Source organism: Citrobacter sp. RHB25-C09, assembly GCF_013836145.1.
Classification (GTDB): domain Bacteria; phylum Pseudomonadota; class Gammaproteobacteria; order Enterobacterales; family Enterobacteriaceae; genus Citrobacter_A.
The window spans coordinates 3,545,558-3,563,347 of record NZ_CP057483.1; the positions used below are offsets into that span (position 1 = coordinate 3,545,558).

The window sequence follows — 17,790 nt, forward strand, 5'->3', positions numbered from 1 at the left end:
CGCAAAATTTAACCTTAAATGTATTGTTTTTATTCAATTTCATCCCGAAACCGTGATCCAGGTGAAAAAAGGGTTGCATGAAAATGTTAGCAGAGTATAGTGCGCATCCACGGACGCGGGGTGGAGCAGCCTGGTAGCTCGTCGGGCTCATAACCCGAAGGTCGTCGGTTCAAATCCGGCCCCCGCAACCAATTAAAATTTGATGAAGTACAAGCAGTACGGTGACGCGGGGTGGAGCAGCCTGGTAGCTCGTCGGGCTCATAACCCGAAGGTCGTCGGTTCAAATCCGACCCCCGCAACCAATCAAAATTTGATGAAATACAAGCAGTACGGTGACGCGGGGTGGAGCAGCTTGGTAGCTCGTCGGGCTCATAACCCGAAGGTCGTCGGTTCAAATCCGGCCCCCGCAACCAATACATCATTCAGTTATCTTGCTCAGATAGTGCTGAAATTAAGAGGCCGCAAAGTTTATAGCTTTAGCGGTTTTTTGTTTTTTTAAATCACCCCATCATTTCATATGATGCCAGTCGAATTAATATTTCCTGCAAGCGATCCTCACGGCCTGTCAGTACCGCTTCTCTTACCTGTCCGTTTTCAGGCATCAAAACTCAATCCCGAAGGTTACAGCTTATTGAAGAGCTGAGTACGTCACTTCACCGCTATAAAGTCGGCTACATCAGAGCGCGCGCCCGGTATTATTCACAACACCCCAGCCTGAACCATAAAGGCGACTGGCTGAAAGAGGCGGGATTTGAGACCGGGCGCGGCGTGACCGTAAAAATATCGGACGGGTGCCTGACCATCATTGCTGACAACAACGAGGTGCAGGAGCTGCGCGAACAGCTTTATCAGGCTAAACAGGTAGTTAAGGGAATTAAGGACGGAATGTTTAGTGCACTGAACGGAGATTAAATAATAAAAAAGCCGGGAAGACTAATAATCTTACCCGACTTTCTTTATCATCTAAAAAGGTGACAATCCTCTAATAGGAGAAAATTTCCCAATATCAACATTTTGTAATTTAAAGTAATTGAAAGCATCTTCTATATTGGAAAACGTACTAATTTCTTCAGTTGCATAATCTTCGATCACTTCCATTTTATTTTCCGGTATGCGGAAAAAATAGGTATTGTATTTTTCATCCTGCTTTTTAAGAGCATATTGGAAAAAATAATTTTCACCATTTATTTCCTTTATCTCATCAAAACCTCTAACCTTACCATTCTCTATAGCAATAATTAGTTTTTCAATCGATAAATCAACCATCTATATCGATCCTCACCATTGTTCCATCAGAACGTTTAATATTTATATGAGGCAAAGAACCATGCCCTGTACCTTTAGGATCATCATGACCGTATACACGACCAGTATTAGAATCAATAGGGTAATCTTTCCTATAACGGACAGTACCATCTCTTTTCTTAAATTGTTCCATCTTATGTTTTCTTCTAATACCAGCGGCATCCTGCGAACCGATCCCTCTTACTTTTTGAGCATCAGCAAAAGCTTCCATCAATAAATCATGGGCTTCCTGTTTTGATTTAACTGTGACAACGGTTCCTTGAGGCCCCTCTCGCAAAGATTTCGCGTTTTTGGAACATGCGGTCAGTCCCAGCGGATCGATCCAGCTTAATGGATTAGGCGCATATTGATAAAGATTTAACCCACCTTTTAGCCCTATCGGGTCCTGCTGCGTGTACCTCCCGCTTTCCGGATCGTAGTACCTGAACAGGTTATAATGCAGTCCCGTTTCACGGTCAAGGTACTGCCCCTGAAAACGCAGGTTCTCTTCCTCATCTCCGGCTTCCCGCGCTGTGCCCCCCCATGCCCGCGTCACCCCCTCCCAGCGGATGTCACCCTTCTCATCCGTCAGCCGCTCCGGCATGCCGTTCGGCTGACAGTGATACCAGCGGTAACGGGTTTCCTTGCCCTTTCCCTCCACCTTCACCAGCGGCGTGTGGCTGTTCTGGTCCTCATACACATACAGCCTTGTCCTGCCGTCCTGCTCCTCCGACAGCAGCCGTAATCCCTCCCACACAAAACGTGTCCCGCTCACGGCTGGCGGGTCGAGGTCGCGCAGCGCGCCCGGCACCCAGCTTTCCACCCGCTTTTCCGTGCGCCGGCCCAGCGCATCGTAACGGTAACGGATATCCCTGTCCGCCGTCTGTTTCTGCGGGGAACGGCACCGGACCCGGACCAGACGGTGAAAGCTGTCGTATTCCAGCGTCTGCGTTTCCGTCGCCAGCACACGCTCACTGACCCGGCCAAAGTCGTCATACCGGTAACGCACATTTCTGAACGCCGTCACCCGGTTATGCCGCACCGGACCCTCACTTTCCGTAATGTTTCCCGCCGGGTCGCAGTAAAACTGCTCTGCCGGCAGCACGCCCTGTCGCGCCTCACGCAGATGACCGGCTTCGTCGTAACGGTAATGCCGTTCCCGCCACGGGTCGGTGATTTCCCGGTTCTCCACCAGGTTGTGCCGCATGTCGTACTGCTGCCGCCATTCCCGTTCAGCGCGCAGGGGGCGGCTTTCCCTCAGTACGCTGGTCTCCGACACCCGGCCGAGGCGGTCATACCGCCGCAGGCTGAACAGCGCCCCCTGCGTACGCCGGGTTTCCCGGTGCAGCGCGTCGCGGCTGAACTCGCACAGCACCAGGCCGTCCAGCGCCGTCTGCAGCAGGTGTCCGCTGCCGTAGTAATGGTTTCTCAGCTTCCGTCCGTCGGGCAGTCCGGTCACCGTGCGGTTATCCAGCGCGTCGTACTGATAACTTACCCGCCCGTTGACCCCGCTTTCGGCCTTCAGCCGGCCTGCGCTGTCGTATTCAAAACGCAGGCTGTCGCGGCTGCCGTCCTGACAGATTTCTTCCGCGCTGCTGAGGGCACCGTCCGCCGTATACTGGTACACCCGCGCAATATCCGGCGTCCTCAGCCCCGTCATCTGCCCGGCGGCGTCATAGCCCGCCTGCCACGTCAGTGCTGCGGGCGTGTCCGCCAGAAACGTCCGCCTCACCACCCGCCCGCAGACATCATACTCATAGCGGGTCAGCGCCCCGTCGAACCCGCGCTCTTCAAGCAGACGTCCGTCCGGCCCCGGGACAAACTGCCAGCGTTCGCCGTTTCCGTTACATAACCCGACCAGCCGTCCCCGGCTGTCACGATGGCGGGAAACCACCCCGCCGCGCGGGTCGCGCCGGTATGCCAGCCAGCCGGTCCCGTCATAGCCATAGCGCGTCTCCGCTCCGTCCGCCGTACGGTGGCGCACCGGTAAGCCCCGTTCGTTGTATTCCACCCGCTCATACCAGCCTTCCGCGCCACTTATCTCCAGCACGTTCCCTGACGGGTCATATTTTCTGCGCCAGCACTCACCCGCCGCATCGCGAATTTCATCCAGCCGGTAGCGTTCATCGTAGTGGTAACAGGTTCTGTTACCGGAACAGTCCAGCGCCTCCGTAATCTGCCCACGGCGGTTATAACTGAAACGCTGTAGAACGGCGCCGCTGCCGTCCTGCACGGCGATAACCTGTCCGCAGGCATCACGTTCCCGTTTTTCACACTTTCCTTCCGGCCCGGCGATTTCCGTCAGGCCGTGACATCTGTCGTAGCCATAAAGGTACAGTCCTCCGCCCGGCAGTTTTACACTGGACGGGAGTGCGCGTCCCGTTACCGCCTGCGCGCGCGTAGCGATAAACCTTTCCTCTCCACCGAAACAAATTTCTGCACTGGAAACGCAGTGCCGCCAGTATGAGGCTGAAATCCGTCAACTTGAGCGTGAAGAGCGCATTGGTCTTCTACTAAATACCGATCGACGTGATGAATTGCACCAGCAGTATGAAATAACAAAAAAACAGTGTCAGATGCTGGAACAGACATGGCTGCACCAGCGGGAACTGGTGCAACAAATCACCGCCCTACGTCATGATTTGCTCAATACCGGCGAGCAAAATCACGAGCCTGAGCTTGAGCCATCGCTCAACTCCGCTGTATTGACGCTCCCGCAGAAGCAACATCAACTGTTGAATCTGACAGCGGAACTTGAAGCCACCTGGAAAGAACAACGCCTGGTTTCACCGCACGTAGATAAAACACAAATTGCTTCAGTGATTGCCGAATGGACTGGCGTCCCACTTAATCGCCTTTCACAGAATGAAATGTCAGTTATTACCGAACTGCCAGGATGGATTGGTGAGATAATCAAAGGGCAGGAACTTGCTATTGAGCATCTGCATAAGCATCTTCTCACTGCCCGTGCCGATCTGCGTCGTCCTGGTCGTCCGCTGGGCGCATTTTTGCTCGCGGGCCCCAGTGGCGTCGGCAAAACCGAAACCGTGCTGCAACTGGCCGAATTGCTCTATGGAGGCCGCCGGTATCTGACCACCATCAATATGTCAGAATTTCAGGAGAAGCATACGGTTTCACGCTTAATTGGCTCCCCCCCGGGTTACGTCGGCTACGGCGAGGGTGGCGTCTTAACCGAAGCCATTCGCCAGAAACCGTATTCCGTGGTGCTGCTGGATGAAGTAGAAAAAGCACATCCGGACGTCCTGAATCTGTTCTATCAGGCATTCGACAAAGGCGAAATGGCCGATGGCGAGGGACGGGTCATCGACTGTAAAAACATTGTTTTCTTTTTGACTTCTAATCTCGGCTATCAAACCATCGTTGACTATGCGAACGATCCGGAAAGCATGCATGAGGCTCTGTACCCGATCCTTGCCGATTTCTTTAAACCTGCCCTGCTCGCGCGCATGGAAGTCATTCCGTATCTACCATTGTCCCGGGAAACGCTCATCACGATCGTGACCGGAAAACTCGCCCGTCTGGAAAACACATTATTCGCCCGTTTCAACGCAGAAGTCGTGGTTAAACCACAGGTGCCGGATGAAATCATTCAGCGCGTGACGCGTGCGGAAAATGGTGCCCGAATGCTGGAATCCATCATAGATGGTGAGGTTCTTCCACCGCTTGCCCTGCAGCTACTTCAGAAAATGGCAGCCGGAACCCCTATAGAGCGAATTTGCCTCGATGTTGTTGATGGCGCTTTTACGGCTGAAGTTATCGAGCCGCAGAACGCCGCCATCGATGAGAGTGCGTCGAAAATCGCTGACGGAGAAGTCGTAGCATTATGAGGATGCGATATCGACATCTTTCCGGCCTGTTGGGGTTCTTTCTCCTGCCAGCCATCGTTCTGGCACAGGAAAAACTCCCCCAGCCAGACGATACAGCAGCAATAGTTCGTGAGATGCAGAGTTGCAGTTCACAGGTCGCGGCGCTTGAACGACTGGACTGCTATGACCGCTTACTGGTACCCGCCAGACCTGATTTCACCGGTGCGTTAGTCAAAGCACAATCGCAAGGAGAAGCGTGGCGACGCGCCATCGATCAGGAAAAGCAGCGCACAGGACACGGTACGGAGTTTCTGATAACACAGACCGACGGAGATCGTCCATCGGTCATTATCACGACCCCTGCGCTTGGCAACGTTCCACCTCGCCCGGTACTGATGTTCAGCTGTGTAGACAATATTACCCGTATGCAGATCGCGCTCTCACAGCCTCAGCATGATAGCGATATCGCCCTCACGCTGATAACAGAGGCTGGAACGCTGCAAACCCGCTGGTTTATTCGTGAGAATGGTTATCTGCTGGAAGCCAGTCGGGGGTTAGCGGGCATTGATGAAATTAAACATCTTTTTGGCGCCAAAACGCTGACCGTTGAAAGCGGAACAAATGGCGTAAGCGAAAAAATGACGTTTACGATCGCAGGGCTGGCGCAGACCATCATGCCTCTGCGTGCGGCCTGCCACTGGGCGGGATAGTTCAGGAAAGAAGAATAATATGGATCAGCTCACCACGGATACCTGGATGGACTCCCTGCTGGCTACACTGCCGGAAGAAAAACTGCGCCAGCCAATTAACGAAAGCGATGCCCAATGGATCAACATTGAAGATAACGTGGCCCGCCTGGGGTCGCTAACGCACGATCAGATCGACATCGCGGAAATACAGCGACAGGCACTCAACCTGCTGGCATCGGAAAGCAAGGATTTCAGGCTCGTCGTTCATCTATTGTGCACCCTGCAACATGGCGGTCACGCCCCAGAACTTCTGCTGGCGGCGCAGATGCTGGTGCAGTATGTGCAACATTACTGGCAGCAGGCGTGGCCGGAAAATAAAACGTATAAGATTCGTTTTGCACACCAGGTCATCAAAAGGTTTGAAGCCGCGGCAGATAATTTTTCCCGTAGTGCCTGCGAAACACAGCGTAATGCAATGCCCGGTGAACTGGCCTATCTCGCAAAGCTGTGGCGGGACAATGATTGCCCCGTACTGGCGGACGCCGTAGACGAGCTATTTACGCTTTATCAGCGCAGTATGCAGGCGTCATCTGCGACCCCGATCGTAACCGCTACGTCAGTGCAAACAAGCGAGAGCGCCCCAATCTCACCCACAATGGTGGTTCATCAACAAAGCACACCTGCAATCAACGTGGAAGGCCATGATGACAAAGCATGACGCGCAACGCTGCTGAAGGTTGCCGATGTTTTATGTGAACGCCAACCGGAAAATCCGCTGGGTTATCGCCTGCGTCGCCACGCAGTGTGGCAGGGTATTGCCAGTGGCCCGCAGGCTGATAACGACGGACGCACCGTTCTTGCAGCATTCTCCGTTGATCTGATGGCGGATTACCAGGCAAAAGCCCTGAGCCCAAATATCGAATTATGGCGCCAGGTAGAGCAAAGCTTACTGCTGGCTCCGTACTGGCTTGATGGTCACGCCCTTTCAGCACGAATTGCCGCTCAACTTGGCTACGACGATGCCGCCGAGGCCATAAAGGACGAAGTGAATCGTTTTTTACAGCGGATACCGTCTCTCAGCGCGCTGTTATTTAACGATTATTCGCCATTTTTATCTGAACCAACGCTGCACTGGCTTAAACCCAACACCGAAGCAACGTCTGTTTCGTTTGTAGCGCCCGGAGAAGAAGAACGAATTGCCCGAGAACATCTTCAGGAACAGGGGCTGGAATCCGCATTACGGTACCTGGAGACGTTGCCGCAAAACGCCCCCCGCGATCGGTTCCTTCGACACTATCTGGCCACGCAATTAATGGAAGAAACCGGGATGCCCCAGCTCGCTCAGCAGCAATACAGAATATTGTTAGCCACGGGTCTACGGACATCTTTACCCGACTGGGAACCTGCATTACTGGCATTGCTGGAAGAAAAAGTCGCTGAAAAAACAGTGAGATAATAAAAGGAGTTACGTTGTGATCAGGATGTCAATGCCTGGCTTTCTTAAGGGACTTAAGCCTACGCTGAAACCCGCAATGCCCCGCTTCAAAGTTTCCGCCCTGATTGTCGCGGTACTGGTATGGGTTCTCTCATTACTTTGGATCTGGTGGAAAGGTCCGACGTGGACGGCGTGGGAAAATCAGCCTCTGGCCCCGCTGATGAACAGAGTGCTCGCCACAGCGGTCTGGGTGCTGGCCGCACTGGGTTTTGTGACCTGGCGCGTGATAAAACGCCTTTACTGGCTGGAGAGAATTCAACTTCAACAGCGAGAGCAAGAGAAAGATCCACTGAGTCAGGAGCTTAACCAGCAGCAGCACTGTCTGGACCGCTGGTTATTACGTTTACAGCGTCATCTCGACAGGCGTGATTATCGCTATCACCTTCCGTGGTATTTAGTGATTGGTCCAAAACAAAGCGGCAAAAGTACGCTACTGCGGGAAGGTTATCCTGCGGATGATATCTGGGTGCCGGAGAAGCTCAGAGGAGAACCAGACAGCCCGTGGCGTATCGCTCCGAAAGTCGGTGAAACAGCGGTTATTTTCGATATTGATGGCGTGCTGACTGAACAGGATGACGGTGAGGAAGCGGAAACGAGCACGTTATATCGTCGGCTTTGGCAGCACCTTCTGGAGTGGCTGGCAATCAACCGCGAGCGTCAACCTCTGAACGGGCTGATTCTGACGCTCGACATCGTCGATCTGCTCACCAGCACTAAGTCACACCGGGAGAAGCAGCTTGCCCAATTGCGCCAGCGCTTACAGGAGATACGACTGCATCTCCACTGCCAGCTACCCGTCTATGTGGTATTAACTCGCCTCGATTTGTTGAACGGTTTCAGTGCTATGTTTGGCTCTCTTGAGCGCAGCGAATGCGAACGGATCCTTGGCGTCACGTTTACGCCTGATGCGCACCGCGATGAGCAATGGCGAGAAGAACTCAGTCGATTCTGGGAAACTTGGATGTCGCAAATCAATCAGGCAATGCCTGATTTACTGCTTAAACAGACAGAACGTGGTGACCGTGCGCCGTTATTCAGTTTCTCACGGCAAATTCAGGGGCTTTATGAGCGCCTGATATCAGTGCTGTCAGGACTCTTATCCGGTGAAAATATGGACGTTATGTTGCGGGGTATTTATTTGACCTCATCCATACAGCGTGGCCAGGTTGATGATATTTTCGTCCAGTCCTCTTCCCTTCAGTATCGGTTGGGAACTCATGCGCTAAGCTCATGGCCGCTGGTCGAAACATCACCGTACTTTACCCAAAGATTATTTCCCTGTGCCTTGCTGTCAGAACCGAATCTGGCGAGTGAAAACAGCCGTTGGTTGAAATATTCTCGGCGTCGTTTGAGCTGGATAGCGGCCGCCGGTGGCGTCGCCATTATTTCACTCATCGCCGGATGGCATCATTATTACCGGGTAAACTGGCAGTCCGGTATTACCGTACTGACACAAGCCAAAACGTTCATGGAGATCCCTCTGCCGCAGGGAATGGATGACTATGGCAATTTACAGCTTCCATTACTTAATCCGATGCACGATGCCACGCTGGCCTATGGGGATTATCGCAATCACACCACCCTGACCAACCTGGGGCTTTATCAGGGGATTAAAATCGGCCCCCACGTAGAGAAAACCTACCTGCGCTTATTAGAGCAGAGATATCTGCCTGCATTATTCAATGGACTGATAAAACAGCTCAATAGCGCCCCTGCAGAGAGCGAACAGAAACTCGAAGTTCTGCGCGTCATTCGCATGCTCGAAGATAAAAGTGGACGCAATGATACCGTGGTTAAGCAGTATATGGCACGTCGCTGGAGCGAGCATTTTCACGGACAGAGAGATGTTCAGGCGCAACTTATGTCCCATCTGGACTATGCGCTGGCGCACACCGACTGGCATGCGCAGAGACTTGATGGCGATAACGATGCAATTGGTCGCTATCTACCCTATGAAAAACCTATCGTGACCGCGCAAAAAGAACTCAGTAAGTTGCCCATCTATCAGCGCGTCTATCAGAGTCTGAAAACCAGGGCGCAGGGAGTACTGCCTGCCGATCTCAACCTGCGCGATCAGATTGGCGCGGGATTTGACGGGATCTTCGTCGCGGCAGATGAGGGGCAGCTTATTATTCCTCAGTTCCTGACGCGTTATGGATTACAAAGCTATTTTGTGAAACAACGCAATAGCCTGGTGGATCTGACAGCGATGGACAGTTGGGTATTGAATCTGAACCGCAATGTCACCTACAGCAATGCAGACAGAGACGAAATACAGCGACATATCACGGAACAATACATCAGCGATTACACTGCAACATGGCACGCGAGTATGGACAATCTCAGCGTCCGGAACTACGAAAACATGGCGGAGATTATCAGTTCGCTGGAACAAATCATCAGCGGGGATCAGCCGTTCCAGAGAGCATTGACGACATTGCGCGATAATACGCAGATGCCTCCACCTCCGGAAAATTTACCGGAGAAAACCCGTGAAACCATGATGGCAGAAACGGATTATCAGTTGCTGACCCGACTTGGGCGTGAATTCGCGCCGGAAAATAGCCTACTGGTAGAGCAAAAAGACAAGGCCAGTATGCTACAGGCTGTCTATCAGCAGTTGACAGAATTGCACCGTTACCTGCTCGCAATACAAAACTCGCCAGTTCCGGGGAAATCAGCGCTAAAAGCAGTCCAGCTCAGACTCGATCAAAACAGTAGCGATCCGATCTTTGCGACCCGACAAATGGCAAAGACGCTTCCGGAGCCTCTTAACCGTTGGGTAGGCAAACTGGCTGATCAAGCCTGGCACGTGGTCATGGTCGAAGCGGTTCATCATATGGAACTTGAGTGGAACGAAAAGGTTGTAAAAACCTTCAATGCCCAACTCGCCGGACGTTATCCCTTTAATCCTTCGGCAAAACAGGATGCTTCTTTAGATGCCTTTGAACGCTTCTTCAAACCAGACGGCATACTCGATACGTTTAATAAAGAAAATCTGAAATTGTTCATTGAAAATGACCTGACGTGGGGTAAGGACGGTAACGTGCTCATCCGCCAGGACATTCAGGATCAATTAGCGACCGCACAAAAAATCCGCAATACCTTTTTCAGCCAACAAAATGGTCTTGGCACTCAGTTTGCTGTTGAAACGCTGGAGCTATCGGCCGGTAAGCGTCGAAGTGTCCTTAACATGGATGGGCAGCTTGTTGATTACAGCCATGGGCGCAACTTCACGGCGCGACTGGTGTGGCCAAACACCATGCGGGAAGGAAATGAAAGCAAACTGACGCTGGTAGGGACAAACGGCATGGCCCCGCGGAGTATGAGCTTTACTGGCCCCTGGGCGCAGTTCCGGTTGCTTGACGCAGGGGCACTGACCAGCGTGGATGACAACACCTTCGACGTTCGGTTTAACGTAGACGGGGGATACATGATCTACCGCGTGCATGTCGACAACGAAGATAATCCATTTACCGGCGGGTTGTTCAGCAGTTTTAAGTTGCCTGAAACCCTTTACTGACCGTGTTCCGGCGGGTTTGCGGCCTGCCGGGCTTCAGGAGCTCATGGATATGAGTGATGCTCAATTGATTCAAAAAATAAAGACAGGAAACGATCCGCGAAACCTTCCGGAATTCAGCGCGATCAGAGAGGAAATCAACAAAGCCAGCCATCCGTCACAGCCGGAAATGAACTGGGTGCTGGTGGAATCGCTAGCGTTAACCCTCTTCAAAAATAATGGTGTCGATCTGCACACTGCAACCTATTACACCCTTGCCCGGACACGCATTCACGGCCTGAGCGGTTTTTGCGAAGGCGTGGAGCTGCTGGCTGCGCTGATTAGCCATGAATGGGATAAGTTTTGGCCACAGAGCGAACAGGCAAGAACCGAAATGCTGGATTGGTTCAACGCCCGCACAGGCAACATTCTGCGACAACATCTGTCATGGTCAGAAACCGATTTACCTCTCATGTACCGCGCTGAACGGGCATTGCAGGCCATTTGTGACAAACTCCAGCAAGTAGAACTTAAGCGAATTCCCAGAGTTGAAAATCTGCTTTATTTTGTGCAAAACACACGTAAACGGTTCGAACAACCGGCAAAGTATCGTACGGTGACTCCCCTGACACAAACGGCCATCAGAACGTTGGTATATGCCCCGGATAGCCCGGAAATAGTAGAAGAAAGAGTTCCAGCCACCCCAGAGGTGAAGATTGAAGTACAAACCGAGAGGTTAACCGTTCCAGAAGTCGGAAAAAAAGGCGCTAACACGGCGAAAGGATTCATGGCGGGATGCGTCTGCTCACTCATCATCGCAACCGCACTCTGGTGGTGGAAAATGTACCCTCTTCAACAACAGATTGGGAAGATTAATAGCACCGCGCAGGGCGCAGCCTCTCTCTGGCGGGCCTCGCCAGAGCTTGAGGACTATGGATTACGCTTGCAGCAGCTTCTTAAAACCTCACCCTTAGGGCCGCTTGAAACAGGCATGTCTATGACTCACCTGGCAAACAGCCGTTGGCCAGACAATTTGCAGCAACAGCAGGCTACAGCGCAATGGCATGAAGCACTGAGATATCGAGCGCAACACAGCCCACAGCTAAATGGCTGGCAACAGACACGCCAGGAATTACGGGCTTTTGCTGACCTGATTATGCAAAGGGAGAAAGAAGGAATCACCCTCTCTTATATTAAAAATGTCGTCTGGCAAGCTGAACGGACTCTGAACCAGGAAACGCCGTTGGAATCCTTACTGACGCAATATCAGACAACGCTCTCACATGAACAAAATACAGAGATTCTGGAAAAAGAGATTGACGAAAGGATCGCCGGAGTCTTAAGCCGCTGGCTACTTTTGAAAAGCGACATCCCGCGGGAAACACAAGCCAGCGATAGCATCAAAAAATAACTGTAAAAAACCGTCATAAAAAAGGAAGCAACTATGGCAAACCTTATTTATCTGACTCTTAACGGTCAGCTCCAGGGCATGATTTCCGCCGGATGTTCAACACCAGAATCCATCGGCAATAAAGCCCAAATCGCGCATAAGGATCAGATACTCATTTATGAATTATCACATGGCTTAACCCGAAATCAGAATGTCAACCATCAGACTCTGGTCATAAAAAAACCGGTGGACAAATCCTCTCCCCTGCTCAATAAATCTATTACTGAAAATGAAATATTGACCTGTGAATTTAATTTTTATCGTACAAACCGTGCAGGGATGAATGAGCTTTATTACAACATCAAGTTAACTGATGCCACAATAAAAGACCTCCGACTATTAAGCCCAGACAATCTGAACAACCCCGGAGGGCAGCCTACTGAAACCGTTAGTCTCGCTTATAATTCTGTATCATGGGAACACTGTATGGCAGGGACAAGTACCTATAGCTTATGGAATACACGTGTATTCTGAATGAAACAGGTATTAATAAGCGTCTGCGCTTCAGACGCTTATTAAGGACAAATATAAATGCAGAAAAATCAAAAAGACATTGATGATTTCAACAAAGCGATTGATGATTTAAAATCCCTGGTAAGACAAATCAGCTATCACTTTATATTTAATAGTGATGTCAGAATAGAATTCATCAATGAAGTGAATGATTTTATGAATATTATTAAAAGTGAAATCAACCAACACTGCCTGTCATACAAAGGTGGCATAGCTCTTCTTCAGCAAGAAAGAGAAAATCTGGCAAAACAAAAATTCTCATTAGATTCAAACAATGCCAGGCTATTTGTCATCGCTGAAAAAATGAAAGAAAAAAATAGTTTTACTACCATAACCTTGAAGAGGGTGGGCTTTGTCAGTGGAAGTGTGCAGATTTATGCGGGGGGTTCCATTTGTGTAGGAAGTCTGGGACTCGCCTGCGCTGGCTTTGGCATACCGCTGATAGCGCATGGCGCAAATAATATGTATGAAAATGGCTACTATCTTTTATACCAGGAAGATGTTTCTGGATATACGAAAAATACCTATCGGAGCGTTGCCAGCAGTCTTGGTTACAGCAATAATAACGCTGACATTGTTTATAATGTCGTTGACCTGGGTCTGTCCGGTTTCGGGCTCGGACGACAGGTGCTAAAACCCGACGCGACAAAGCTATTTCGTTATATCAGCACAGATTATACTCGTGGGTGGAAATTAATGAGCATGCCAGAATTAATGCTGGAAGGTGCTGCGGATTACAGTACAACATCGAGTATCTATAAAATCATGGAGGATAAATAGCATGGACATCTACGATAGTTCTTTTGTATTTGAAGGTATATACTTCATTATTTCTCTGTTTTTTTGCTTTGCCATCATTTACAGAAGAGCGGCATTTAATAGCGAGAAATCCAGAGACGTTCTGTTTTTTTCTGTAATTCCATTAAAACTCACGCACCTCTTTATCTGGCGGTATGGAATTTCTGGCCTGTTCAAGCTACTTGGCTCAAAAACGCTGTTTATGTTTGATGAAACATTCATAAAAACAATGGCAATGGCCTTCTTTTTTATTACCTGCTTTCTGACATTCAATATGTACTGGAGAATTCATCGTCGCTTCCGTAATTGACATTTTGATATGTCCACCCTCGAACAACCAGCAGCAGTACGACAATAATCATCCCCTGCTGCTATCCCTCTTGCTCCAGGATTAGTATTTTATTGATGGCGATGAATAACGCCCGACAATATCTTTGCTCACCTTCACACAGGTCTGTGACAGGAGGTCCTCTATGATTTTTTGGCTCACATCAGAAGAGGAACCCTCCTTGCGGACAGGGTGAATTTCGATATTTTCCGGGTAGTACATTGACCATTCTCCAGTCGCTACATCGGTTAATACCACTCGGGTCAAATAGCGCAATGCGTAATCGCCAGCTGGAAGCTCGGTTTTATTCCATCGCGTCCATTGGAATGACTTTGACTCATTATCAAATTTGCCCAATTCTAGTGTGCTCCAATAGACAATTATTGCGCTTTGCCTTCCTTTCGCGGCAATATAACGTAAAGCCTGCATATAATTAACATCACTATCAGTATCATCTCCTTCTTTTTTACTTTTTAATTTCCGTTTACTTAATGGAACGCCAGAAAAAGTAGCAACCTTATAATACTTTTGCATTTCTTGTTGCATGCGTTCGTCCGGTGCAGTGGTCCCCGACTGTATGAGTATTATTGAAGAATTTACCGGGAGTTCAAATGCGTTTCTGGCATCTATCACAGCGGTCTGAATATCTTCTTCCGTAATATTATTGAGAGAGATCTCATCACCGAAGATGTCTTGATCCGTTAGTTGTAACGTTGACTGCTGAACCATAAGTGGATGCGATTTTTTTTGCGCATCAATCGAAGCTGTTTTTTTGACACAACCTGTTAATAAGAAAAGGCTAATGGTTAGAGCAAAAGATGTTAATATTCTATATTTCATTTATGATATCCATTTCATGAATTATATTTCAATGAATGATTGCAAGTGATTATTCTTTATATATCGCACTATTGTAGCATGCCGTAGTATTTCAAAGGCACTAAGAATGATAATTTCTCAGTGTTTTATTTAATTTTATGCAATCCATAAAAAAAGCGCCTTTCAGCGCTTTTTTATTATCCCCTTCTCGCCAGTGTCGCGCCATCTGCGAAGTAGGCTTTGATCCCCGCCAGTATCGACTCCGCAACTTCCTGCTGGAAGGTTGCCGTTTTGAGCTTACGCTCCTCTTCAATATTACTGATAAACGCAGTTTCGACGAGGATCGAGGGAATATCCGGCGCTTTCAGTACCGCAAACCCGGCCTGTTCAACCTGATTTTTATGCAGATTATTAATTCTGCCGAGCTTGTTCAGCACCGCTTTACCAAACTTCAGGCTGTCGGCGATGGTCAAAGATTGCACCATATCAAACATCGTATGGTCGACGTAGCGATCGCCGCTTTTACTCACGCCGCCAATCAAATCTGAGGCGTTCTGAGTCTGGGCCAGATATTTTGCCGCCGTACTGGTGGCCCCTTTGGTTGACAGCGCAAAAACAGATGAACCGCTGGGTTGCCGACTGGTAAAGGCGTCAGCGTGAATCGAAACAAAAAGGTCGGCGCGCTGCTTCTGCGCTTTTGCCACACGCACTTTCAGCGGAATGAAGATATCTTCGTTACGCGTCATGTAGACCTTCATGTTGCCTTCTTTCTCGATCAGCGCACGCAGTCGGCGAGCGATTTGCAACACGACATCTTTCTCACGCGTTTTGTACTTCCCTACCGCGCCGGAGTCTTCACCACCATGCCCCGGATCGAGCATGATGACAATAGGACGATCCCGCCCGGCTTTCCCCGGCTGAGGGCCGCTTTGCGCTGGCGGTACCTGTTTGTCGAGATCGCCTCGGTTGTAGTCCTCGAGCAGCGCTAACAGCGGATCCTGAACGTCCTGAGCATTGGCGGGATAGAGATCCATCACCAGGCGCTCTTTAAAGCCCGCCACCGGCGCCAATGCAAACAGCTGCGGCTTCACGTTTTGCTTAAGTTCAAACACCATGCGCACGGTTTGCGGATCAAACTGCCCCACCCGCGCCGACTTAATGAATGGATCGTCAGCGCGAATTTGCGCCGCCATGCCTTTCAGAACCGAATTGAGATTCACGCCTTCAATATCGACAACCACGCGTTCTGGATTACTCAGGGCAAACTGTTTGTACTTCAACTGTTGATTCGATTCCACCGTCACACGGGTGTAGCTGGATGCTGGCCATACGCGAACCGCGACGACCTGACTGGCAGCAGCCAGACCGACCTGACTGACGCTCAATAGCCACATGGCGCCCGCCCCTTGCAGTAGACGGCGGCGGCTGATTGGTGGATTGGATCCCGACATGCTTCTCCCGAGCAAAAGTAAATCTTAACGGTGATGAGATAGTAAACGTCCAAATTGACCGGAAACTTTAACGAATGACGCATATTCTGTCATCTATAAAAGGGTAAACATTCTTTGTGTATTCACGGTATTACTGAAAAGAAACATGCGTCAGGATAAAATTTATGCTTGCGCAGGGGGACAAAACAGAATAAAAATACAGTAATTTCGAATAATCATGCAATGAGGGTAAGCCGTGGTGAAGGAGCGTAGAACCGAACTGGTACAGGGATTCCGCCATTCTGTTCCCTATATCAATACCCATCGGGGAAAAACGTTTGTCATTATGCTTGGCGGCGAGGCCATTGAGCATGAAAATTTCTCCAGTATTGTCAATGACATCGGCCTTCTTCATAGCCTCGGTATTCGCCTGGTCGTGGTGTATGGCGCACGTCCCCAGATCGACGCCAATCTCGCCGTTCATCATCATGAACCGATGTATCATAAAAATACGCGGGTCACGGATGCTAAAACGCTGGAGCTGGTTAAGCAGGCGGCAGGTACACTGCAACTGGATATCACCGCGCGCCTGTCGATGAGTCTGAACAACACCCCTTTACAGGGTGCGCACATTAACGTCGTCAGCGGCAATTTTATTATTTCGCAGCCGCTGGGAGTTGATGATGGTGTTGATTACTGCCACAGCGGACGCATTCGTCGCATCGATGAAGAGGCGATCCACCGTCAATTAGACAGCGGCGCGATTGTCCTGATGGGCCCGGTTGCCGTTTCCGTCACTGGTGAAAGCTTTAATCTCACTTCTGAAGAGATTGCCACCCAACTTGCCATTAAGTTAAAAGCCGAGAAGATGATTGGTTTCTGCTCTTCCCAGGGGGTAATCGACGACGACGGCAATATTCTTTCTGAACTCTTCCCGAATGAAGCGCAGGCACGCGTTGAAGCGCAGGAAGCGCGCGGGGATTATAACTCGGGCACCGTGCGGTTCCTGCGTGGAGCCGTTAAGGCCTGTCGTAGTGGCGTTCGCCGTTGTCACCTGATCAGCTATCAGGAGGATGGGGCGCTATTGCAGGAACTGTTCTCTCGGGACGGTATCGGAACACAGATTGTTATGGAGAGTGCCGAGCAGATCCGTCGCGCCACCATTAACGACATTGGCGGGATCCTTGAGTTGATTCGCCCGCTTGAACAACAGGGCATTCTGGTACGTCGCTCGCGCGAACAACTGGAAATGGAAATCGATAAATTTACGATTATTCAGCGGGATAACATGACTATCGCCTGCGCCGCGCTGTATCCCTTCGCGGAAGAGAAAATTGGCGAAATGGCCTGCGTGGCGGTTCATCCGGACTATCGCAGTTCCGCCAGAGGGGAAGTCCTGCTGGATCGTATCGCCGCCCAGGCGAAACAAATCGGCCTGAGTAAGTTGTTTGTGTTGACGACTCGCAGCATTCACTGGTTCCAGGAACGCGGGTTTACGCCGGTGGATATCGACCTGCTGCCAAAGAGCAAAAAAGAGATGTACAACTACCAGCGGAAATCCAAAGTATTGATGGCGGATTTGGGATAATTGCTGTACCGGATGGCGCTTACGCTTATCCGGCCTGCGGGGTGATGTAGGCCTGATAAGATGCGCCTGC

Annotated in this window: 12 protein-coding genes, 3 tRNA genes and 2 pseudogenes; 13 read left to right on the plus strand and 4 right to left on the minus strand. The window is 50.3% G+C overall.

The features are described 5' to 3' along the window. Nucleotides 1-114: 114 nt before the first annotated feature. The 4 genes from HVY19_RS16775 to HVY19_RS16790 all read left to right on the plus strand — a co-directional run bounded on the left by HVY19_RS16775 (nucleotide 115) and on the right by HVY19_RS16790 (nucleotide 912). Nucleotides 115-191, plus strand: a tRNA-Met gene (locus HVY19_RS16775). Between the two features lie 34 nt (nucleotides 192-225). Beyond that, a tRNA-Met gene (locus HVY19_RS16780) sits at nucleotides 226-302 on the plus strand. A 34-nt stretch (nucleotides 303-336) separates the two neighbouring features. Continuing rightward, nucleotides 337-413: transfer RNA gene (locus HVY19_RS16785), tRNA-Met, on the plus strand. Between the two features lie 226 nt (nucleotides 414-639). Beyond that, nucleotides 640-912: a SymE family type I addiction module toxin gene (locus HVY19_RS16790; protein WP_249419117.1), complete on the plus strand. Its 273-nt coding sequence runs from the start codon at nucleotides 640-642 to the stop codon at nucleotides 910-912. A gap of 51 nt (nucleotides 913-963) precedes the next feature. Here the strand turns inward: HVY19_RS16790 and HVY19_RS16795 are convergent, their stop codons facing one another. Together HVY19_RS16795 and HVY19_RS16800 are read right to left on the minus strand one after the other, a co-directional pair. After that, complete coding sequence (locus tag HVY19_RS16795; RefSeq protein WP_181681617.1) at nucleotides 964-1,266, minus strand: hypothetical protein; 303 nt, start codon at nucleotides 1,264-1,266, stop codon at nucleotides 964-966. Further along, nucleotides 1,259-3,517 (minus strand): RHS repeat-associated core domain-containing protein, encoded by a 2,259-nt coding sequence (locus tag HVY19_RS16800; protein WP_181681618.1) that lies wholly within the window; start codon nucleotides 3,515-3,517, stop codon nucleotides 1,259-1,261. The genes HVY19_RS16795 and HVY19_RS16800 overlap by 8 nt, the downstream gene beginning before the upstream one ends. A gap of 151 nt (nucleotides 3,518-3,668) precedes the next feature. On the opposite strand from HVY19_RS16800, the pseudogene HVY19_RS16805 reads away from it, so the two are divergent. From HVY19_RS16805 to HVY19_RS16840, 8 genes and pseudogenes are all read left to right on the plus strand, one after another. Next, nucleotides 3,669-5,132, plus strand: a pseudogene (locus HVY19_RS16805) (AAA family ATPase); the annotation flags it as partial. Continuing rightward, nucleotides 5,126-5,821 carry a type VI secretion system-associated protein VasI gene (vasI, locus tag HVY19_RS16810; protein WP_249419118.1) on the plus strand — a complete coding sequence of 232 codons (696 nt, stop codon included), beginning with the start codon at nucleotides 5,126-5,128 and terminating at the stop codon, nucleotides 5,819-5,821. The pseudogene HVY19_RS16805 and the gene vasI, both read left to right, overlap by 7 nt. Nucleotides 5,822-5,840: 19 nt before the next feature. Next, nucleotides 5,841-7,256, plus strand: a pseudogene (gene tssA / locus HVY19_RS16815) (type VI secretion system protein TssA). Between the two features lie 25 nt (nucleotides 7,257-7,281). Next, nucleotides 7,282-10,818 (plus strand): type VI secretion system membrane subunit TssM, encoded by a 3,537-nt coding sequence (gene tssM, locus HVY19_RS16820; RefSeq protein WP_249419119.1) that lies wholly within the window; start codon nucleotides 7,282-7,284, stop codon nucleotides 10,816-10,818. A gap of 49 nt (nucleotides 10,819-10,867) precedes the next feature. Continuing rightward, the gene (locus tag HVY19_RS16825) at nucleotides 10,868-12,205 is read left to right on the plus strand and encodes a type VI secretion system ImpA and VasL domain-containing protein (RefSeq protein WP_181684314.1); all 1,338 of its coding nucleotides are present in this window, start codon (nucleotides 10,868-10,870) and stop codon (nucleotides 12,203-12,205) included. Nucleotides 12,206-12,238: 33 nt separating this feature from the next. Continuing rightward, nucleotides 12,239-12,718: an Hcp family type VI secretion system effector gene (locus tag HVY19_RS16830; protein WP_181681619.1), complete on the plus strand. Its 480-nt coding sequence runs from the start codon at nucleotides 12,239-12,241 to the stop codon at nucleotides 12,716-12,718. A 57-nt stretch (nucleotides 12,719-12,775) separates the two neighbouring features. Next, nucleotides 12,776-13,537, plus strand: a complete 762-nt coding sequence (locus HVY19_RS16835) for a DUF4225 domain-containing protein (RefSeq protein WP_181681620.1) — start codon at nucleotides 12,776-12,778, stop codon at nucleotides 13,535-13,537. Nucleotide 13,538: 1 nt separating this feature from the next. Further along, the gene (locus HVY19_RS16840) at nucleotides 13,539-13,865 is read left to right on the plus strand and encodes a hypothetical protein (protein WP_181681621.1); all 327 of its coding nucleotides are present in this window, start codon (nucleotides 13,539-13,541) and stop codon (nucleotides 13,863-13,865) included. A gap of 81 nt (nucleotides 13,866-13,946) precedes the next feature. Here the strand turns inward: HVY19_RS16840 and HVY19_RS16845 are convergent, their stop codons facing one another. Further along, nucleotides 13,947-14,723, minus strand: a complete 777-nt coding sequence (locus HVY19_RS16845) for a hypothetical protein (RefSeq protein WP_181681622.1) — start codon at nucleotides 14,721-14,723, stop codon at nucleotides 13,947-13,949. A 176-nt stretch (nucleotides 14,724-14,899) separates the two neighbouring features. Next, a complete protein-coding gene (amiC, locus tag HVY19_RS16850; RefSeq protein WP_181681623.1) occupies nucleotides 14,900-16,153 on the minus strand; it encodes an N-acetylmuramoyl-L-alanine amidase AmiC in 1,254 nt (417 codons plus the stop codon). Between the two features lie 235 nt (nucleotides 16,154-16,388). Here amiC and argA point away from each other — a divergent pair, with 235 nt between their 5' ends. Then, nucleotides 16,389-17,720: an amino-acid N-acetyltransferase gene (gene argA / locus HVY19_RS16855; protein WP_181681624.1), complete on the plus strand. Its 1,332-nt coding sequence runs from the start codon at nucleotides 16,389-16,391 to the stop codon at nucleotides 17,718-17,720. The last annotated feature ends 70 nt before the right edge of the window (nucleotides 17,721-17,790 follow it).